Origin of the sequence: Jiangella mangrovi, from assembly GCF_014204975.1 — a bacterium.
In the GTDB taxonomy this organism is placed as follows: Bacteria; Actinomycetota; Actinomycetes; order Jiangellales; family Jiangellaceae; genus Jiangella; species Jiangella mangrovi.
The window spans coordinates 1432205-1449707 of the sequence record NZ_JACHMM010000001.1 but is presented as its reverse complement, the minus strand read 5'-3'; the positions used below and the strand labels follow the sequence as shown (position 1 = coordinate 1449707).

At 72.0% G+C, this 17503-nt stretch carries 19 protein-coding genes; 12 read left to right on the top strand and 7 right to left on the bottom strand.

What is annotated here, in order from left to right; all coding sequences use genetic code 11:
- Positions 1-95 precede the first annotated feature (95 nt).
- A complete protein-coding gene (gene clpB, locus HD601_RS06735) occupies positions 96-2684 on the top strand; it encodes an ATP-dependent chaperone ClpB (protein WP_184820423.1) in 2589 nt (862 codons plus the stop codon).
- A gap of 6 nt (positions 2685-2690) precedes the next feature.
- Here the strand turns inward: clpB and HD601_RS06730 are convergent, their stop codons facing one another.
- The 3 genes from HD601_RS06730 to HD601_RS06720 form a co-directional block, all read right to left on the bottom strand.
- Entirely contained in the window at positions 2691-3464 is a 774-nt protein-coding gene (locus HD601_RS06730) for a siderophore-interacting protein (RefSeq protein WP_184820421.1), read from the bottom strand.
- A gap of 64 nt (positions 3465-3528) precedes the next feature.
- On the bottom strand, positions 3529-3738 hold the full coding sequence (locus HD601_RS06725) for a DUF397 domain-containing protein (RefSeq protein ID WP_046767853.1): 210 nt from the start codon (positions 3736-3738) through the stop codon (positions 3529-3531).
- Positions 3735-4541, bottom strand: coding sequence for a Scr1 family TA system antitoxin-like transcriptional regulator (locus HD601_RS06720; protein WP_184820419.1), 807 nt, complete (start codon positions 4539-4541; stop codon positions 3735-3737). Before HD601_RS06720 ends, HD601_RS06725 begins: the two co-directional genes overlap by 4 nt.
- 242 nt (positions 4542-4783) lie before the next feature.
- Here HD601_RS06720 and HD601_RS06715 point away from each other — a divergent pair, with 242 nt between their 5' ends.
- Complete coding sequence (locus tag HD601_RS06715; protein ID WP_184820417.1) at positions 4784-5017, top strand: hypothetical protein; 234 nt, start codon at positions 4784-4786, stop codon at positions 5015-5017.
- A gap of 78 nt (positions 5018-5095) precedes the next feature.
- Here HD601_RS06715 and HD601_RS06710 read toward each other — a convergent pair whose 3' ends face one another.
- The gene (locus tag HD601_RS06710; protein ID WP_184820415.1) at positions 5096-6532 is read right to left on the bottom strand and encodes a serine hydrolase; all 1437 of its coding nucleotides are present in this window, start codon (positions 6530-6532) and stop codon (positions 5096-5098) included.
- Positions 6533-6641: 109 nt separating this feature from the next.
- Here HD601_RS06710 and HD601_RS06705 point away from each other — a divergent pair, with 109 nt between their 5' ends.
- Entirely contained in the window at positions 6642-7406 is a 765-nt protein-coding gene (locus HD601_RS06705) for an SDR family NAD(P)-dependent oxidoreductase (RefSeq protein ID WP_184820414.1), read from the top strand.
- 26 nt (positions 7407-7432) lie between these two features.
- Here HD601_RS06705 and HD601_RS35480 read toward each other — a convergent pair whose 3' ends face one another.
- Positions 7433-8074: a hypothetical protein gene (locus tag HD601_RS35480; RefSeq protein ID WP_184820413.1), complete on the bottom strand. Its 642-nt coding sequence runs from the start codon at positions 8072-8074 to the stop codon at positions 7433-7435.
- A gap of 30 nt (positions 8075-8104) precedes the next feature.
- On the opposite strand from HD601_RS35480, the gene pyrE reads away from it, so the two are divergent.
- Positions 8105-8644 carry an orotate phosphoribosyltransferase gene (gene pyrE / locus HD601_RS34625; protein ID WP_184820412.1) on the top strand — a complete coding sequence of 180 codons (540 nt, stop codon included), beginning with the start codon at positions 8105-8107 and terminating at the stop codon, positions 8642-8644.
- Positions 8645-8875: 231 nt separating this feature from the next.
- Here pyrE and HD601_RS06690 read toward each other — a convergent pair whose 3' ends face one another.
- Both HD601_RS06690 and HD601_RS06685 read right to left on the bottom strand, forming a co-directional pair.
- Positions 8876-9763 (bottom strand): hypothetical protein, encoded by an 888-nt coding sequence (locus tag HD601_RS06690; RefSeq protein ID WP_184820411.1) that lies wholly within the window; start codon positions 9761-9763, stop codon positions 8876-8878.
- Positions 9756-10238, bottom strand: coding sequence for a SigE family RNA polymerase sigma factor (locus HD601_RS06685; RefSeq protein ID WP_184820410.1), 483 nt, complete (start codon positions 10236-10238; stop codon positions 9756-9758). Before HD601_RS06685 ends, HD601_RS06690 begins: the two co-directional genes overlap by 8 nt.
- A gap of 213 nt (positions 10239-10451) precedes the next feature.
- Here HD601_RS06685 and HD601_RS06680 point away from each other — a divergent pair, with 213 nt between their 5' ends.
- The 8 genes from HD601_RS06680 (at position 10452) to HD601_RS06645 (ending at position 17449) form a co-directional block, all read left to right on the top strand.
- Positions 10452-11165 (top strand): DUF5642 family protein, encoded by a 714-nt coding sequence (locus HD601_RS06680; RefSeq protein WP_184820409.1) that lies wholly within the window; start codon positions 10452-10454, stop codon positions 11163-11165.
- Between the two features lie 68 nt (positions 11166-11233).
- Positions 11234-11899, top strand: coding sequence for a TrmH family RNA methyltransferase (locus tag HD601_RS06675; RefSeq protein WP_184829538.1), 666 nt, complete (start codon positions 11234-11236; stop codon positions 11897-11899).
- Positions 11892-13271, top strand: coding sequence for an FAD-dependent oxidoreductase (locus HD601_RS06670; protein WP_184820407.1), 1380 nt, complete (start codon positions 11892-11894; stop codon positions 13269-13271). The genes HD601_RS06675 and HD601_RS06670 overlap by 8 nt, the downstream gene beginning before the upstream one ends.
- 131 nt (positions 13272-13402) lie before the next feature.
- A complete protein-coding gene (locus HD601_RS06665) occupies positions 13403-14305 on the top strand; it encodes an ATP-binding cassette domain-containing protein (RefSeq protein WP_184820405.1) in 903 nt (300 codons plus the stop codon).
- On the top strand, positions 14302-15204 hold the full coding sequence (locus HD601_RS06660; RefSeq protein ID WP_184820403.1) for an ABC transporter permease: 903 nt from the start codon (positions 14302-14304) through the stop codon (positions 15202-15204). Before HD601_RS06665 ends, HD601_RS06660 begins: the two co-directional genes overlap by 4 nt.
- Entirely contained in the window at positions 15204-16115 is a 912-nt protein-coding gene (locus tag HD601_RS06655; RefSeq protein WP_184820401.1) for an ABC transporter ATP-binding protein, read from the top strand. The genes HD601_RS06660 and HD601_RS06655 overlap by 1 nt, the downstream gene beginning before the upstream one ends.
- Before the next feature lie 10 nt (positions 16116-16125).
- Positions 16126-16842 (top strand): ABC transporter permease, encoded by a 717-nt coding sequence (locus tag HD601_RS06650; protein WP_184820399.1) that lies wholly within the window; start codon positions 16126-16128, stop codon positions 16840-16842.
- A gap of 76 nt (positions 16843-16918) precedes the next feature.
- The gene (locus HD601_RS06645) at positions 16919-17449 is read left to right on the top strand and encodes a DUF4262 domain-containing protein (protein WP_184820397.1); all 531 of its coding nucleotides are present in this window, start codon (positions 16919-16921) and stop codon (positions 17447-17449) included.
- Positions 17450-17503: the final 54 nt, after the last annotated feature.

Sequence of the window (17503 nt, the reverse complement as noted above, 5' to 3'; positions counted from 1 at the left end):
GCGACCCTCCCGGGGTGGAATCGCAGAGTTGAGTGGAATAGGCTCAACTCTGTGGCGGTTGCCTCCATCAAGAGACCACGCACCCGAGGAGATCGATGAACGACCAGCTCACCACCAAGGCGCAGGAGGCGCTGTCCGTCGCCGTCCGAAGCGCCGCCACGGCAGGCAACCCGGCCGTCGAGCCGGTGCACGTGCTGCGCGCGCTCCTCATCCAGTCCGGTGGGCTGACCGGGCCGCTGCTCGAGGCTTCCGGGGCCGACCTCGCCGCCGTCCGGCGCGACGTCGACGCCGCGTTCGAGGGCCTGCCCAAGGCGGCCGGGTCCACCGTCGCGTCGCCCAACCTGGCCCGCACCACGTACTCCGTCCTGTCGCACGCCGGCGAGGTCGCCCGCGAGCTCGACGACCAGTACGTCTCCACCGAGCACCTCGTCGTGGGCCTGGCGCATGTGGCGTCGCCGGTGCGCGACCTGCTGGCCAGGCACGGCGTCACGGCCGAGAAGGTGCGCGCGGCGTTCACCGAGGTCCGCGGCTCCGCCCGCGTCACCAGCCCCGACCCCGAGGGCACCTACGACGCGCTGAACAAGTACGGCGTCGACCTCACCGAGCGGGCCCGCGAGGGCAAGATCGACCCCGTCATCGGGCGCGACTCCGAGATCCGCCGCGTCGTGCAGGTGCTGTCGCGGCGCACCAAGAACAACCCCGTCCTCATCGGCGAGCCCGGCGTCGGCAAGACCGCCGTCGTCGAGGGGCTGGCCCAGCGCATCGTGGCCGGCGACGTGCCCGAGTCGCTGCGCGGCAAGAAGCTGGTCGCGCTCGACATCGGCGCCATGCTGGCCGGCGCCAAGTACCGCGGCGAGTTCGAAGAGCGGCTCAAGGCCGTCCTCGACGAGATCAAGGCCAGCGACGGCGAGGTCGTCACGTTCATCGACGAGCTGCACACCGTCGTGGGCGCCGGCGCCACCGGCGACTCCGCCATGGACGCCGGCAACATGCTCAAGCCCATGCTGGCCCGCGGCGAGCTGCGCATGGTCGGCGCCACCACGCTCGACGAGTACCGCGAGCGCATCGAGAAGGACGCCGCCCTCGAGCGGCGCTTCCAGCAGGTCTACGTCGGCGAGCCCAGCGTCGAGGACACCGTCGCCATCCTGCGCGGCCTCCGCGAGCGCTACGAGGCGCACCACAAGGTGCAGATCGCCGACGCCGCGCTGGTCGCGGCCGCCGCCCTGTCGCACCGCTACATCAGCGGCCGCCAGCTGCCCGACAAGGCCATCGACCTCGTCGACGAGGCCGCCTCGCGGCTGCGCATGGAGATCGACTCCTCGCCGGTCGAGATCGACACGCTGCGCCGTCAGGTCGACCGCCTCAAGATGGAGGAGCTGGCGCTGGACAAGGAGTCCGACGCCGCCTCCCGCGAGCGGCTGGCCTCGCTGCGCGCCGAGCTGGCCGACCGCGAGGAGGAGCTGCGCGCCCTCGAGGCCCGCTGGGAGCAGGAGAAGGCCGGCCTCAACCGCGTCGGCGCCCTGAAGGAGCAGATCGACGAGCTGCGCGGCCAGGCCGAGCGGTCGCAGCGCGAGGGCGACCTCGCCGGCGCCAGCGAGCTGCTCTACGGCCGCATCCCCGAGCTCGAGAAGGAGCTCGCCGCGGCCAGCGAGGCCGCCGAGACACAGGCCGCGACCACCACCATGGTCAAGGAGGAGGTCGGGCCCGACGACGTCGCCGACGTCGTGGCCGCCTGGACCGGCATCCCCGCCGGCCGGCTGCTCGAGGGCGAGACCGAGAAGCTGCTGCGCATGGAGGACGAGCTGGGCGGCCGGGTCATCGGCCAGCGCGCCGCCGTGGCGGCCGTGTCCGACGCCGTCCGCCGCTCCCGCGCCGGCATCTCCGACCCCGACCGCCCCACTGGCTCGTTCGTCTTCCTCGGCCCGACGGGTGTCGGCAAGACCGAGCTGGCCAAGGCGCTCGCGGAGTTCCTCTTCGACGACGAGCGCGCCATGGTCCGCATCGACATGAGCGAGTACAGCGAGAAGCACAGCGTCGCGCGGCTGGTCGGCGCCCCGCCCGGTTACGTCGGCTACGAAGAGGGCGGCCAGCTCACCGAGGCGGTCCGCCGCCGGCCGTACTCCGTCGTGCTGCTCGACGAGGTCGAGAAGGCGCACCCCGAGGTCTTCGACATCCTGCTCCAGGTGCTCGACGACGGCCGCATGACCGACGGCCAGGGCCGCACGGTCGACTTCCGCAACGTCATCCTCATCCTGACGTCGAACCTCGGCTCGGTGTTCCTGGCCGACCCGTCGCTGGACGAGAAGACCAAGCGCGACGCCGTCATGGAGGTCGTGCGCACGTCGTTCAAGCCCGAGTTCCTCAACCGCATCGACGACATCGTCATGTTCGAGCCGCTCGGCACCGACGAGCTGGCCCGCATCGTCGACCTGCAGGTCGTGAAGCTCGCGCAGCGCCTGGCCGACCGCCGGCTGGTGCTGCGGGTGACCGACAGCGCGAAGGAGTGGCTGGCCCTGACGGGGTACGACCCGGTCTACGGCGCCCGGCCGCTGCGCCGCCTGGTGCAGACCGCCATCGGCGACCAGCTCGCGCGGGCGATCCTGGCCGGCGACATCCGCGACGGCGACACCGTCACCGTCGACCTCGACGAGGGTGCCGACAAGCTGAGCGTGCGCTCGGCCTGACGCCGGTCAGGCGGGAGAGCCGGCCCGGCCGAGGCGCCAGTAGCCGAACGCGTGGATCCGGTGCCGCTCGACGCCGCGCTCGGCGGTGGCGACCCGGCGGATCGCGCGCACTTCAGTCGCCTCGCCGGCCACCCAGACGTCGACGGCGCCGCCGGGCCAGGGGAGCGACCGGACCGCCCGCTCGAGGGCGCCGGTCGTCCCCGCCGGGGCGCCGTCGCGGTGCAGCCAGGTGACCCGAAGGTCGGCGGCGCTCGCGAGCGGCTGCTCCTCGGTGGCGTCGGGCACCTCGACGACGGCGTGAACGGCCAGTCCCGCGGGAGCCGCCTCGGCGAGCGCGGCCAGCGCCGGCAGGCCGGTCTCGTCGGTGGCCATGACCACGGCGTCGGTGTCGAACGACGGGACGGCGTGCGGCCGCGGCCCGGTGAAGTCGATGAGGTCGCCCGGCTCGGCGGCACGGACCCAGCGGACGAACAGCCCGTCGCCGTGCAGGGCGACGTCGATGTCGATCAGCCCGGAGTCCGGGTCGGCGCGCCGGATCGTGTAGGTGCGGCTGGCCGGCCGGGCCCCGCTGGTCGCGACGGCGGTCGCGGTGGCGTCGGTCGCGACCGGCTCGGGCGGCGAGAGCCGGAGCACCTGGTTCGGACAGGCCGGGTCCGGGGCGAGATGCGGTTCCTCGACGGCCACTGTCAGGCGCAGCATGGCCGGGGTCAGCGGCGTGAGGGCGGTGACCCGGAGCCGGCCCACCGACCCGCGGGCGGGTCCTTGGGCCGGGGTGGTCATGGCCGCATCGTAGAACCGCCCCCGCTGCCGATGGCTGCGGGGGCGGTCAGAGGTCCGTCCGGTCTCAGTCGAACTCGCCGGCCTTCGCGCCCATCACGAATGCCGACCACTCACCAGCGGTGAACTTGAGAATTCCACCGTTGGGATTCTTGCTGTCGCGCACGGCCATGCCACCGTTCGACAGCGGCGTGATCTCGACACACTGCCCGCCGTCGCCGTTGCTGTAGCTGGACTTGCGCCACACGGCGCCGGCCAGCTCCGACACCTCGCTCATAATTCCTCCATGATTTGGCGGATCGTTGCCGCCGATTCGTCTGGTGACAGCGCCTGGGCCCGGAGCACATCCATCCGGTCCACAGCGTCACCCACGACCCCGCTGTCCGTCATGAGATGACCCCCGGTGGGGCCTTCGTAATACAGCACCGGTTGCCCGTTCAGGCGGTCGAAGATCGTCATTTGACCGTTCAGTGCGGCATGTGCTCCCGCCCCGAAGGGCATCACCTGAATGGTGATATGCCGCATCTCGCCCATTTTGAGCAGGTGCTGGAGTTGATCACGCATGACGTCCGTTCCGCCGATCATCCGGCGGAGTGCGGCCTCGTCGATCACGGCTCGAAGCCTCGGTGGATCATCGCGACGCAAGATCTCTTGGCGTCGCATGCGGGCTTCGACCTGCGTGTCGACGTGGTTGTCATAGGCCATCCTGACGCCCGCCAGGAGCTCGCGTGCATACGCCTGTGTCTGCAGGAGTCCGGGCGGAAATGTCTGCTCGTACGTGTGGATCGACTTTGCCCGTTCTTCCTCCTCGATGAACCCTCGATACTTCGCGGGCACCGACTCACGGCTGACCATCTTCCAAGCTCGGACGAGGAGGCCGTCAGTACCCAGGATCTCGTCGCAGCGTTCCGCGAACTCTCGCTGCGGGGGTCGCTGCGCCGTTTCCACATTAGCCACGGCCCCGCGCGAGTAGTTCAGCTTTTCGGCCAACTGTTCTTGGGTGAGGCCGGCACGGTGACGCGCGCGTGCCAGCTCACCACCGAAAAAGGCGGCCGCGGAATCCGGATCATGGTCTGTCACGGCATCTCCAGGCGATGTCACAAAGTCGCGGACGGCGTCACAGGTGGGGGGCGTGACAGCCAAATTGTTCCCGCTGGTGGCTCAGATCATGCACGATACTTCGCCAAGGGCTACAGCGCAGCGTTTCGGCTGATGCGAGCCTTGGCGAAGCGCTGCCAGGCCCCGGTCCGCGACTCATGTGGACGGCCGCGGGCGAGACCGCACGCACGGACCTTCCAGAGGCCCGGCACGACGGAGGAGAGATGGCCCGCTTCACGGCGCGAGCGCACGGGTACGGACTCGTCGACTGGTCGCCCGCGGAGGTGGACGCCTACGCCTCACGGCTGCTGCGGGACCACGTCCCGAGCCGGCGCTGGATGCCCCATCGGTCGTCGTCGTGCCGCGAGTGCGGAGAGAGCTGGCCGTGCCCCGCCGCGACGTGGGCGGGCCAGTGGAGCGACGGCATGCCCCGTACCGAGCCGCACTCGCGGCTCTGACGTCGATCTGAGTGAGAGAGATGACTTCCACCCTCGTCGTCCTTGCCCTGCCCGTGTTGTGGGCCGTCTGCGAGATCATCACGCGGGAGCGTCGCCGCCACCATTCGTGAGCAGCGGCGTGCCGGGCGAGATGCGCTCGCGTGAGCGTACCGCCCGGGCCACCCGGTCGATCGGATGCGCCGTCATGGCGAACGCGTGCACCTGGGCGACGCCGTCGACGGTGAATTCGAAGCGGATCGTCTCGCCGACCGGCGCGTAGCCGGTGCCGCCGCTGATGCGCAGCGTCTGGTCGTCGACGACGGCGAGCGTGACCGGCTCCGACGTCGGGTCGCGCTCGGTGGGGTCCAGCAAGTAGAGCCGCCCGGCGAGGTCGACCACGTCGAAGACCCGCCACATGGTCGCGAACCGCCCGGTGAACCGGGACAGGTCGACCGGCGACGGCTCCAGCAGCGGGCTGGCGCTCTCGGCGAGGTTCACCAGCCGGATCAGCCCCTCGGCGAGCATGACCGCCGGCCCGTCGATGGCGTTGGTCAGCACCGAGACGGCCAGCCGCCCGGTGGGGTCGAACGACGTGCGGGTGAGGTGGCCCGGATAGCCGCCGCCGTGGCCGAAGACCAGCCGGTCGCCGATCATCGACCGGCCGAACCCGAGGCCGTACTCGGCGCCGCCGCGGCCCTCGACCTTCCACTCTGCCCGCTGCATGAGCCGCTTGGACGCGTCGGAGACCAGCCGGCTGTCGCCGTGGAAGTGCGCCGAGACGTAGTGGACGAGGTCCTCGGCGGTGCTGAAGAAGCCGGTGGCGGCGGCCATGGCGGCGGTGTCGACGTGGTCGATGGGGATGCGGCGGTCGGCGTAGGAGAGTGCGGTGTAGCCGGTGGCGTAGTCGCCGGCGCGGTCCGGGTCGTACTCGGGGCCGGTGTTCTCGAGCTTGAGCTTCTCGACGATGTGCTCGCAGACGAACGCGTCGTACGGCATGTCCGCCGCGGCCGCCACGATCATGCCGAGCATCGAGTAGCCGATGTTGGAGTATTTGAACCGCTCGTTCGCGGGCAGCACGCCGGCGCCGTCGTCGATGAGGATGGCCCGCAGCCGGTCCTCGTCGGGGAACGCGTGCGCGAGCTGCCAGTAGTCGCCGTTGCCGCTGTCGCGGACGACGCCGCCGCCGTGGCCGAGCAGCTCGCGCACCGTCACGCCGGCCAGAGCCGTGCCCCGCAGGAACGGCAGCCAGCGGCCGGCGCGGTCGTCGAGGCGCAGCTGGTCGCGCTCGACCAGCTGCAGGACGGCGGTGGCGGTGAACGTCTTCGAGTGCGACGCGATACGGAACAGGTGCTGCGGGGTGAGCACGGTGTCCTGCTCGACGTCGGCCCTGCCGTGTGCACTGGACAGCAGCAGCTTGTCCTCGTGCAGGACGGCCGCCTGGATGCCGGGGACGCGGTCGTACTGCTGGCGGAACGCCACCCACGTGTCGAAGTAGCGGGCGGCGTCGGCCACAGCCGTGGGGGAAAGATCGTTCACGAATCATGACCTTATCGACCGCAATGCCCGATGTGTGACCATGATCGTCGCGATGTAACCAAATCGACCACCCGATCTCACATGGTGATCGTCGGCGTAGGGTCCCCCTATGGCTACGGCTCTCGTCACCGGCCCCACCGCGGGCATCGGGCTGGCCTTCGTGCGCGCACTCGCGGCACGCGGCCACGACGTCGTGCTCGTCTCGCGCGATGCGGCCCGGCTCGAGTCCGTCGCGGCCGAGCTGCGCGGGGCCTACGGCGTCGGCGCCGAGGTGCTGGCGGCCGACCTCGCCACCGACACCGAGGTGGTCGAGAAGCGGTTGCGTGCCACGGAACGGCCGGTCGACCTGCTGGTCAACAACGCCGGCTTCGGGCTCGGCAGGTCATTCCTCGACAACGACATCGCCGCCGAGGAGTACCTGGTCGACGTGTTGATCCGGGCGGTGCTGCGGCTGACGCACGCGGCGCTGCCGGGCATGATCGAGCGCGGCCACGGCGCCGTCGTCAACGTGAGCTCCGTCGCCGGCTGGCTGCCGCGCAGCAGCTACAGCGCCGCGAAGGCGTGGGTGACGGCGTTCAGCGAGGGTCTGGCGCCGCAGCTCGAGGGCACCGGCGTCCGGGTCATGGCGCTGGCTCCCGGCTTCGTCCGCACCGAGTTCCACGACCGCGCGCAGATCAACATGTCCGGGCTGCCGTCGTGGATGTGGCTCGAGGCCGACGCGCTGGTCGACGCCGCGCTGCGCGACCTCGACCTCGGCCGCACCGTCTCGGTTCCCGGGACGGTGTACAAGGTGGCGGCCGCCGCTCTGCCCCGGCTGCCGCGCCGCCTGGTGCGGGCGATCGGCCGGCGGCACCCCGCGTCGCGCCGGCGCTGATCCGCGGGCGCTGGTCGCCGCCGCGTTCAGCCGGGCAGCGCGGCGATCAGCCCGGCCAGCGCGTCCGCCACGTCCTCGCCGTCGGCCACGGTGCGTGCGGGCCAGCCGCGGGCCGCCGCCGACCGCGCCCAGAAGTCCGCCGGGCCGATGCCGGGGACGTCGGCGCCGGTGCGCAGGTACCCGCACGGCGCGTCGGGCCAGTCCGGGGCGGGCGGCAGCCGCTCGGTCCAGAAGTCGTGGTCGCCCGGGTGGGCGGCGCCCGGCGGCCAGCTGACGCCGTCGTGCAAGGTGGTGTGGACGGCGTCCGCCGCGGGGCCGTCGGCCGCGCGCAGCAGGTCGAGGTGCGACGGCGACCCCGTCCGCGGCAGGGTGGCGTCGGCGAAGACGTAGCCGCCCACGCGACGGCCGGCGGCTCGTTGGGCGCGAGCGAGCGCGGGCAGCAGCGGGCCGGCCGTGCCGTGCGCGACGAGGAGCAGCGGCGCCGGCGGAGCGGCGGCGAGCAGTTCGCGGGCGGCGGTGGCGAGCCAGGCGACGGCGTACGGCTTGCGATCGGCGACCGGCTCGGCGACGACGACGGGGCAGGGGAGGCTTTCGTGCTCGACGAGGCGGCGCCCGGCGGCCCACGGACCGAGCGGGCCGGACACGACGACGACGGCACCTGGCTGCACGGTGCACAGCCTGCCGTACGCTCGTGTCTCGTGAGTGCCTGGGACGAGTTGCGCCGCCACATCACCGAGAAGGCCGTCGTGCACGGCAAGGTCGTGCTGTCGTCGGGCAAGGAGGCCGACTACTACGTCGACCTGCGCCGCATCACGCTCGACGGCGCGGCGGCCCCGCTGGTCGGGCGGGTGATGAACGACCTCACCGCCGACCTCGCCTTCGACGCCGTCGGCGGCCTCACCCTCGGCGCCGACCCCGTCGCCACGTCGATGCTGCACGCCGCGTCGGCCGGCGGGCGCACACTGGACGCGTTCGTGGTGCGCAAGGACGCCAAGCAGCACGGCCTGCGCCGGCAGATCGAGGGCCCCGACGTCACCGGGCGCCGCGTCCTCGCCGTCGAGGACACCTCCACCACCGGCGGCAGCGTGCTGACCGCCGTCGAGGCGCTGCGCGAGGCCGGCGCCGAGGTCGTCGCCGTCGCCGTCATCGTCGATCGCGCCACCGGGTCGAAGGAGCGCATCGAGGCGGCCGGACTCGAGTACCGGGCCGCCTACTCCCAGGCCGACCTCGGCCTCTAGGGGTGTCTGACGGATCTTCGGCGGCCCGACCGTCGCGGGGTGCGGCTTCCGGCCCTTTCGGGCGCTGACAGCATCGCAGCGATGTGAGATCACTGCGCTGAGTGGGTGAGGAAACTGTTGTCACAGCGACAGCAGCGCCACACAGATAGCACAGAGATCTCACATCGACCTGGCTGATGCGCAGTGGGGCGGTGGTCGACGACGGCCTGCCGACGATCCAATCGCCACGCCCTACGGCTCGACGGACGGCGGCCGCGCCGGATACCAGCGACCGTCCAGGATCTGCCGGTCCCCCAGAGGCTCGGTCAGCTCGACGGTGAGTGATGCCGGTTCGGTTCGCTGGCACGCGAACGACCCCGGCGGCAGCGGGTGCAGCCGAGGTGCGATCAGCACGGCGTCGTCGCGCTCGTCGACGACGACGTCGGCCAGCCGGCCCTCGACCGAGAGGTCGCCCGCACAGCCCACGGCGCTGCTCACCCGGATCTCGATGGCGGTGGAATCCGGTCCCGGCTCCTGGCCGGCGAGAGCCCACTCGGCCGGTTGCAGCCCGTCGTCGAACGCCAGCTCCGGCTCGCAGGTCGAGCTGGACTCGAGGTACCACCCGCCGTAGCCCTCGGTCAGGTACTCGTAGCGAGCCGCGATCGCGCCGTCGCCCATCCAGACGAGGACGTACGCCGTCGAGCCGTCCTCTGTCACCAGGGTCTGCCCCGTGATCGTCCCGTTCTCCGGCGGAGCTCCGATCATCGCGCGGCCCAGGCGGCTGTGCGGCGGGAGGGGCGGGCGCTCGGTGAGCAGCGCGGGATCGAACGCCGGCCAGCCGGCCGGCTCGCAGGTGATGGGCCCGTCGATGGCGATGGAGATCTCCGGCGCCTCCGGGGTTTCTGCGGGAGCGGGGGTGTCGGGCCCGCCGGCGAACGGGACGGATCCGGCGGCGGCGAGACCCGCCATCACACCGCCCACCAGAACCGCCCCGGCGCCCGCGATCCGCCGACGTCGCCGGCGGGCGACTCCCAGGCGCGTGACAGTGTCGGCGAGGTCGTCCCCGGACGGCGCTTGCGCGGCGCGATCGAGCAGGGCGGTCCGCAAAGCGGTCTCGAACTCGTCGTCGGGGTCAGACACGGGTCCACTCCTTCCGCAGTGTCGCCAGGGCCCGAGAGGCGTTCGACCGGACCGTCGATGGCGAGGTGCCCAGCAGTTCGGCGATGCGGGCGTCGTCGAGGTCCTCGTAGAACCGCAGCACGAGCACCGCCCGCTGGACCCGAGGCAACCCGGCCAGCGACCTCCACATGACCGACCGCTCGGCGTGGTCGTCGGTGTGGTCGCGCTGGGGCGTTGCGGGCAGGTCGGCGGGTGCCGTCGGGGCCTCGGACGAGCTGTGCCGGCGCTTGCGGTCGATGAAGGCGTTGACCACCATCCGGCGCACGTAGGCGTCGGGCTGATCGGCCCGGCTCACTCGCCGCCATTGGCGGAAGGCCTGCAGCAATGCCGTCTGGACGACGTCCTCGGCCAGGTGCGTGTCGCCCGTCAGGAGGTACGCGAGGCGCAGCAGCGGCTGCCGCCGGCTCGCCACGTACTCGTGAAAGTCCACGCCCATGCCTCTCTGACGGGCCGGAGTGCCCGAACCGCTGCATCGTCCGTCCGGGGCGAATCTGGCGCACCGCCCACGCGGGCGCCCGGCGGTCGGTAGATTTGCCGCCGTTCCCCTGCGTGACAGCGGATACGACTGCTCATGTCAGGGGATGTCCTATGCACACCCCTCAGTCAAGGATTCAGACACATCATGCGAAAGCTCGGAATTTCTGCGCTTGTGGCCGCCACCCTGTTCCTCGCCGCGTGCGGCGGTGACGACGACCCGGCCGCCGACGAGACCGCCGCGAGCGAGGAGACCGCCGCGGCCGACGAGACCCCCGCGGGCGACGACCCCGCCGCCGAGGAGGAGGGCGGCGAGGCCGCCACCGGCCTGCAGGGCGCGCTGCTGACGGCCGAGGACCTCCCCGAGGGCGCCACCGTGTCCGCGTTCGACGTCGCCCAGCTGAGCAGCGCCGCCGAGGGCATGGCGCAGATGCTCGAGGGCGTCACGTACGAGCCGGCCGACTGCCAGGCCTACGACAGCAACCCGCTGCAGAAGGACGGTGCGGAGTCGGCCGGCATGTCGGCGACCTCCGGTACCGACGTGCTGGTCAACGCCGTCTACACCGGCGCCAGCGCCGACGACGTCGCGAGCGTCCAGGACTACTACGACCGCTGCGGCGAGATCACCATCAGCGGCGAGGCCGCCGGCCAGACCCTCGACATGACCGTCCGCACCACGACGGTCGAGGCGCCCGAGGTCGACGCCGACGAGGTCATCGCGGTCGAGACCGTCACGGAGTCGGCGAACCTGCCGGCCGTCCCCACCCGCGTCATCTACATGATCGACGGCGACCGCGGCGTCTATGTCGCCGGCAACCCGGAGTCCACGACGTTCGACCTGAACGCGCTGGCCGCCACCGCTCTGGACAAGCTCAAGGCCCAGGGCTGACAGCAGCACGATCCCGGCTACCGTTGGGCACCGTGAGCGAGGAGGCGGTGCCCGACGGGCCGGAGCCGGTGCCCGACGGGCCGGAGCGGGACCCGGAGAGTGGTCCGGAGCGCGGCCCGGACCTGCCGGGTGTGGGCCCGTGGCCGGGCCCGCCGCCCGACGACCCGCGGTACGACCCGGAGCTGCTCGCCCAGGGCGACCGCCGCAACGTCGTCGACCAGTACCGCTACTGGAGCAACGAGGCCATCGTCGCCGACCTCGACCGGCGGCGGCACCCGTTCCACGTGGCGATCGAGAACTGGCAGCACGACTTCAACATCGGCTCGGTGGTGCGGACGGCGAACGCGTTCCTCGCCGCCGAGGTGCACATCGTCGGCCGCCGCCGCTGGAACCGCCGCGGCGCCATGGTCACCGACCGCTACCAGCACGTCCGCCACCACGCCGACCTCGCCGCCCTGGCCGCCTGGGCGCATGCCGAGGGCGTGCCCGTCATCGGCATCGACAACCTCCCCGGGTCGGTGCCGCTCGAGACCTACCCCCTCCCGCGCGCCTGCGTCCTGTTGTTCGGGCAGGAGGGCCCCGGTCTGTCCGAGGCCGCGCGCGAGCACGTCGACGCGGTCCTGTCGATCGCGCAGTTCGGGTCGACCCGGTCCATCAACGCCGGCGCCGCGGCGGCCATCGCCATGCACGCCTGGATCCGCCGGCACGTCGTTCCCGGAGGTGGCGATGGCTGAGCGTGTGGTCGTGATCGGTGCCGACGCCGGCGGCATGAGTGCCGCGTCGCAGGCGTTGCGCACGGCGAAGTCGACCGGCCGCGACCTCGACGTCGTCGCCGTCGACCGCGGGCACTGGACGTCCTACTCCGCGTGCGGCATCCCGTACTGGATCGCCGGCGACGTCGCCTCGGCCGACGCGCTGGTGGCCCGCACGCCCGAGCAGCACCGCGCCAACGGCATCGACGTCCGGCTGCTCACCGAAGCGACCGCCGTCGACACCGGCGCCGGCTGGGTCGAGGTGCACGACCACGCCGCGGGCCGCACCGAGCGGCTCGGCTACGACCAGCTGATCATCGCCACCGGCGCCACCCCCGTCCGCCCGGACGTCCCCGGGGCCGAGGCACCGGGCATCTTCGGCGTGCAGACGCTCGACGACGGCGGCGCCGTGCTGCGGGCGCTCGGCGGCGGCCGCGAGCTGCGCCGCGCGGTCGTCGTCGGCGCCGGGTACATCGGGCTCGAGATGGCCGAGGCGATGGTGCGCCGGGGCCTCGCGGTCACCGTCGTCGACCGTGGCCCGGAGCCCATGAACACCCTCGACCCCGACCTCGGCACGCAGGTGCACGCCGCCATGGAGAACATGGGGATGGACGTCGTCACCGGCGCGGGCGTGACCGCGTTCGAGACCGAAGGCGACGGCGACGGCGGCAGCGGTGCGGTGCGCGCCGTGGTCACCGACGCCGGCACGTTCGAGGCGGACATCGTCGTGCTCGGCACCGGCGTGCGGCCGGCCACCGACCTCGCCCGCGCCGCCGGGCTGCCGCTGGGCCCCACGGGCGGGTTGCGCACCGACGACACCCAGCGGGTGGCCGACGGCGTCTGGGCGGCCGGCGACTGCGTCGAGACGTGGGACCGGGTCCGCCGCGACTGGGTGCACGTGCCGCTGGGGACGCACGCGAACAAGCAGGGAAAGGTGCTGGGCACCAACCTCGGCGGCGGGTCGGCCCGGTTCCCCGGCATCGTCGGCACCGCGCTGACGAAGGTGTGCGACCTCGAACTCGCTCGCACCGGGCTGACCGAGGGCGACGCCGTCGACGCCGGCATCGACCACGTCGCCGTCACCATCGAGTCGACGACGCGGTCCGGCTACTTCCCCGGCACGAAGCCGATCACCGTCAAGATGGTCGCCGAGCGCCCGACTGGCCGGCTGCTGGGTGCGCAGATCGTCGGCCGCGACGGCTCGGCCAAGCGCATCGACGTCTGCGCCATGGCGCTGTGGACCGAGCTGACGGTGGGCGAGCTGGCCATGACCGACCTCGCCTACGCGCCGCCGTTCTCGTCGGTGTGGGACCCCGTCCAGGTCGCCGCCCGCAAGGCCGCCGACCGGATCTGACCCACCGACCCTGAGACGCGGCTCAGGGTCGCCCGCGCCACCGGCTCGGGGAGGGTCGTACTGCGGGATGACATCGCGTGTCGTACCACCGCCCGACGCGCATCGCGGGACGGCACCGGTAGCGTCGAGCCGTGCCAGTCATCCAGACCGAGGACCTGACGAAACGGTTCCCGGCGACCACCGCGCTCGACCGGCTCACCATCGACGTCGAGCCGGGCGTCGTCGGGCTCGTCGGCGCCAACGGCGCGGGGAAGTCGACACTGATCAAGATCCTGCTCGGCCTGTCCCCGGCGACCTCCGGCGGCGCCCGCGTCTTCGGGCTCGACGTCGCCAAGGACGGCCCCGAGATCCGCGAACGGGTCGGCTACATGCCCGAGCACGACTGCCTGCCCGGCGACGTGTCCGCCACCGAGTTCGTCGTGCACATGGCCCGCATGTCCGGGCTGCCGGCCAACGCCGCGCGCGAGCGGACCGCCGACACCCTGCGTCACGTCGGCCTCTACGAAGAGCGCTACCGCCCCATCGGCGGCTACTCCACCGGCATGAAGCAGCGGGTCAAGCTGGCCCAGGCGCTCGTGCACGACCCCGAGATCGTCATGCTCGACGAGCCGACCAACGGGCTGGACCCCGTCGGCCGCGACGAGATGCTGCTGCTCATCCGGCGCATCTGGGCCGAGTTCGGCATCACGGTGCTGGTGACGTCGCACCTGCTCGGCGAGCTCGAGCGCATCTCCGACCACGTGGTCGTCATCGACGGCGGCAAGCTGCTGCGGTCGTCGTCGACGTCGGAGTTCACCCGTACAAGCCAGTCGCTGGTGGTCGAGGTGTCGTCCGGCTCCGACGCCGTCGCCGACGCGCTGTCGGCCGCCGGGCTGACGGTGAAGCGCGACGGCCGGCTGCTGGTGCTGCCGCTCGACGACGACGTGGTCTACGACGTCGTCCGCGACACCGTCGCCGCCCAGGGGGTCGGGCTGATCCGGCTGGAGCAGGGCCGGCACCACATCTCGGAGGTCTTCGGAGAGGACCAGGCATGAGCAGCCCGATGACCAATCCGCCTTCGGGTGTCATCCACGACATCGGCTACCGCAAGTACGACGGGCCGCGCCTCGGCCGCCGTCAGGTCACCCGGGCGCTGTTCGCGCAGAGCCTGCGCGGCGCCTACGGCCTCGGCCGGTCGGCGCGGGCGAAGGTGCTGCCGATGCTGCTGCTGGGCGTCATGTGCCTGCCCGCGTTCATCATCACCGTCATCGCCAACGTCACGTCCAGCATCATGACCGAGCTGCCACTGCCGTACTCACGCTACGTCGTCGTCACCCAGGGCATCCTGACGATCTTCGTGGCGGCTCAGGCGCCGGTGTCGCTCTCACGCGACCTGCGGTTCAAGACCGTGCCGCTGTACTTCTCGCGGCCGCTGGAGCGCTCGGACTACGTGCTGGCGAAGTTCGGCGGGCTAGCCACGGCGCTGTTCCTGCTGCTGACGGCGCCGCTGCTGATCATGTACGTCGGCGCGCTGCTGGCCGAGTTCCCGGCCGGCCGCGAGACCGGCGACCTGCTGCTGGCGCTGGTCGGCGTGGCGGTGTTCTCGGTGGTGTTCGCCGGGGTCGGGCTCGTCATCGCCTCGCTGACGCCACGGCGCGGGCTCGGAGTCGCCGCCATCATCACCCTCTTCGCGCTGAGCTTCGCCGCCGTCAGCGCCCTGCAGGGGATCATCCGCTACGAGGTCGGCAACGCCGACCTCGCCGGCTGGCTGGGGCTGCTGTCGCCCATCACGCTGGTCGACGGCTTCCAGACCTGGGTGCTCGACGCCTCGTCCTCGGCCGTCGCGCCACCGCCGGGCGACCTCGGCGGTGTGGTGTACGTGCTGGTGACGTTCGCGGTCATCGGTGCCTGCTGGGCCCTGCTGAACCTGCGCTACCGGAAGGTCTCCATCTGATGAGCGTCCTGTCGGTCGACACCGTCTCGCGGTGGTACGGCAACGTCGTCGCCGTCAACGACGTCACCATGACCATCGGTCCCGGCATCACCGGCCTGCTCGGACCCAACGGCGCGGGCAAGTCGACGCTCATCAACATGCTGGGCGGGTTCCTGGCGCCGTCGGCGGGCACCGTCACCCTCGACGGCGCCACCGTCTGGAAGAACCCCGAGATCTACCGCACCGTCGGGCTGGTGCCCGAGCGCGAGGCGGCCTACGACTTCCTCACCGGCTGGCAGTTCGTGCTGGCCAACGCCGAGCTGCACGGCCTGCCCGATCCCGGCGCCGCCGCCAAGCGCGCGCTGGCCACCGTCGAGATGGAGTTCGCCCAGGCCCGCAAGGTCGGCGAGTACTCCAAGGGCATGAAGCAGCGGGTCAAGATGGCCTCCGCGCTCGTCCACGACCCCGCCGTCCTGCTGCTCGACGAGCCGTTCAACGGCATGGACCCACGGCAGCGGATGCACCTCATGGACCTGCTGCGCTCCATGGGCGCCGAGGGCCGGACCGTGTTGTTCAGCTCGCACATCCTCGAAGAGGTCGAGCAGCTCGCCCAGCAGATCGAGGTCATGGTCGCCGGCCGGCACGCCGCGTCCGGCGACTTCCGCGAGATCCGCCGGCTCATGACCGACCGGCCGCACCAGTACGTCATCCGCTCCTCCGACGACCGCGCGCTCGCGTCCGCGCTCATCGCCGACGGCTCCACCGCCGGCGTGCAGCTCGACGGCGCTGTGCTGAGTGTCGAAGCGGTGGCGTTCCTGCAGTTCACCGAGGTGCTGCCACGCGTCGCCCGCGCCGCGGGCATCCGGCTCTACGAGGTCTCGCCCACGGACGAGTCGCTCGAGAGCGTCTTCTCCTACCTGGTGAAGAGTTAGGGGTTCAGGCATGAACGGGACCGTTGTCCGGCTGACCTACCGGGCGTTGCTCGGGGGCCGGCGGGCCTGGCTGCTGCTGGCGATGTCGGTGCTGCTGCTCGCCATGGCCGTCCTGCTGCGCGTCACCGTCGGCGTCGACCACCAGGTCACCGCGGACTTCCTCGGCGCGGTGGCGGTGGCCGCCCTGGTGCCGCTGTTCGGGCTCATCGTCGGCACCGGCGTCATCGGCCCCGAGATCGACGACGGCTCCGTGGTCTACCTGCTGTCGAAGCCGATCTCCAGGCCGAAGATCATCCTGAGCAAGTTCGCCGTCGCGGCCACCGGCACCGTGCTGTTCGCGGCCGTGCCCACGTTCGTCGCCGGCCTGGTGATGTCCGGGACGACCGGGCGCATCGCGCTGGGCTTCGGCGTCGCGGCGCTGGTGGCGTCCATCGCCTACAGCGCGATCTTCCTGCTGCTCGCCGTCGTCACCAAGCACGCCGTGGTGTACGGGCTGGCGTACGCGCTCATCTGGGAGGGCCTGCTCGGCTCCTTCGTGCCCGGTGCGCGGACGCTGAGCGTGCAGCAGTGGTCGCTGTCGCTGACCGAGGCGATCGCGACGCGCGACCTCGTCTCGTCCGACGTCCGGCTCGCGGTCGCCGGGGTGCTGCTGGCGGTCGTCATCGTCGGCGCCACCTGGTACGCCGGGCAGCGCCTGCGGGTCCTCTCGCTCGCCGGCGAGGAGTGACGCACCGACGTTGTCGGTGCGACCGGCTAGCGTCGCCCTCCTGATCTTGATCTTGGTGACTTCGGGGAGGTTCGGCATGGCCATGGGCGAGACGCACACCCCGGTCCAGCTGCAGCAGTGGCTGGACCAGGAGGACGCGTGGATGCGAGAGACGGTCCGGCGGCACGGCTGGGCAGTGCAGTACGTCGACGGCGACGGGTGCTGGGGGCCGCCTCGGTGCGGGTGCGGCCGGCCGCGGGGCGGGTCGCCGCCGTTCGCCTACACCGTCGGCCTGTTCGGCTACGACCACGCCGAGCTGCTGGTGTACGGCCTCGGCCAGCACGCCGCCAGCTCGTTGCTCAACGAGCTGGGCGAGCAGGTCCGGCAGGGCGAGCAGCTCGGCTCGGACCGGCCGCTGCGGGTCGACGGCGGTCCGCACCTGGTGGTGCTCGTGCCGTTCCGCGACGACGGCGACACTCCGGTGCTCATCTCGGCGCAGCGGTTCTACCAGGCCACGCGCGACCGGCCGGTGCCGGCGCTGCGGGTCGTCTGGAGCGACGCCGGCGGGCGGTTTCCGTGGGAGCACGGCTACGACCTGCCCGCCGGGCTGCAGCCGTCGCCCGGCTGAGGACGACGGGGGAGCGATCTCACACCCGTGCACGGGACTGTTCGCCGGTGCTTC

Bases quoted from the DNA above. Each gene is read 5' to 3' on its own strand.
- HD601_RS06655 (WP_184820401.1), top strand. From the start codon at position 15,204: ATGAGCGTCCTGTCGGTCGACACCGTCTCGCGGTGGTACGGCAACGTC.
- HD601_RS06660 (WP_184820403.1), top strand. From the start codon at position 14,302: ATGAGCAGCCCGATGACCAATCCGCCTTCGGGTGTCATCCACGACATC.
- HD601_RS06685 (WP_184820410.1), bottom strand. From the start codon at position 10,238: ATGGGCGTGGACTTTCACGAGTACGTGGCGAGCCGGCGGCAGCCGCTG.
- clpB (WP_184820423.1), top strand. From the start codon at position 96: ATGAACGACCAGCTCACCACCAAGGCGCAGGAGGCGCTGTCCGTCGCC.
- HD601_RS06730 (WP_184820421.1), bottom strand. From the start codon at position 3,464: ATGACCACCCCGGCCCAAGGACCCGCCCGCGGGTCGGTGGGCCGGCTC.
- HD601_RS06725 (WP_046767853.1), bottom strand. From the start codon at position 3,738: ATGAGCGAGGTGTCGGAGCTGGCCGGCGCCGTGTGGCGCAAGTCCAGC.
- HD601_RS06715 (WP_184820417.1), top strand. From the start codon at position 4,784: ATGGCCCGCTTCACGGCGCGAGCGCACGGGTACGGACTCGTCGACTGG.
- HD601_RS06650 (WP_184820399.1), top strand. From the start codon at position 16,126: ATGAACGGGACCGTTGTCCGGCTGACCTACCGGGCGTTGCTCGGGGGC.
- HD601_RS06705 (WP_184820414.1), top strand. From the start codon at position 6,642: ATGGCTACGGCTCTCGTCACCGGCCCCACCGCGGGCATCGGGCTGGCC.
- HD601_RS06670 (WP_184820407.1), top strand. From the start codon at position 11,892: ATGGCTGAGCGTGTGGTCGTGATCGGTGCCGACGCCGGCGGCATGAGT.
- HD601_RS06645 (WP_184820397.1), top strand. From the start codon at position 16,919: ATGGCCATGGGCGAGACGCACACCCCGGTCCAGCTGCAGCAGTGGCTG.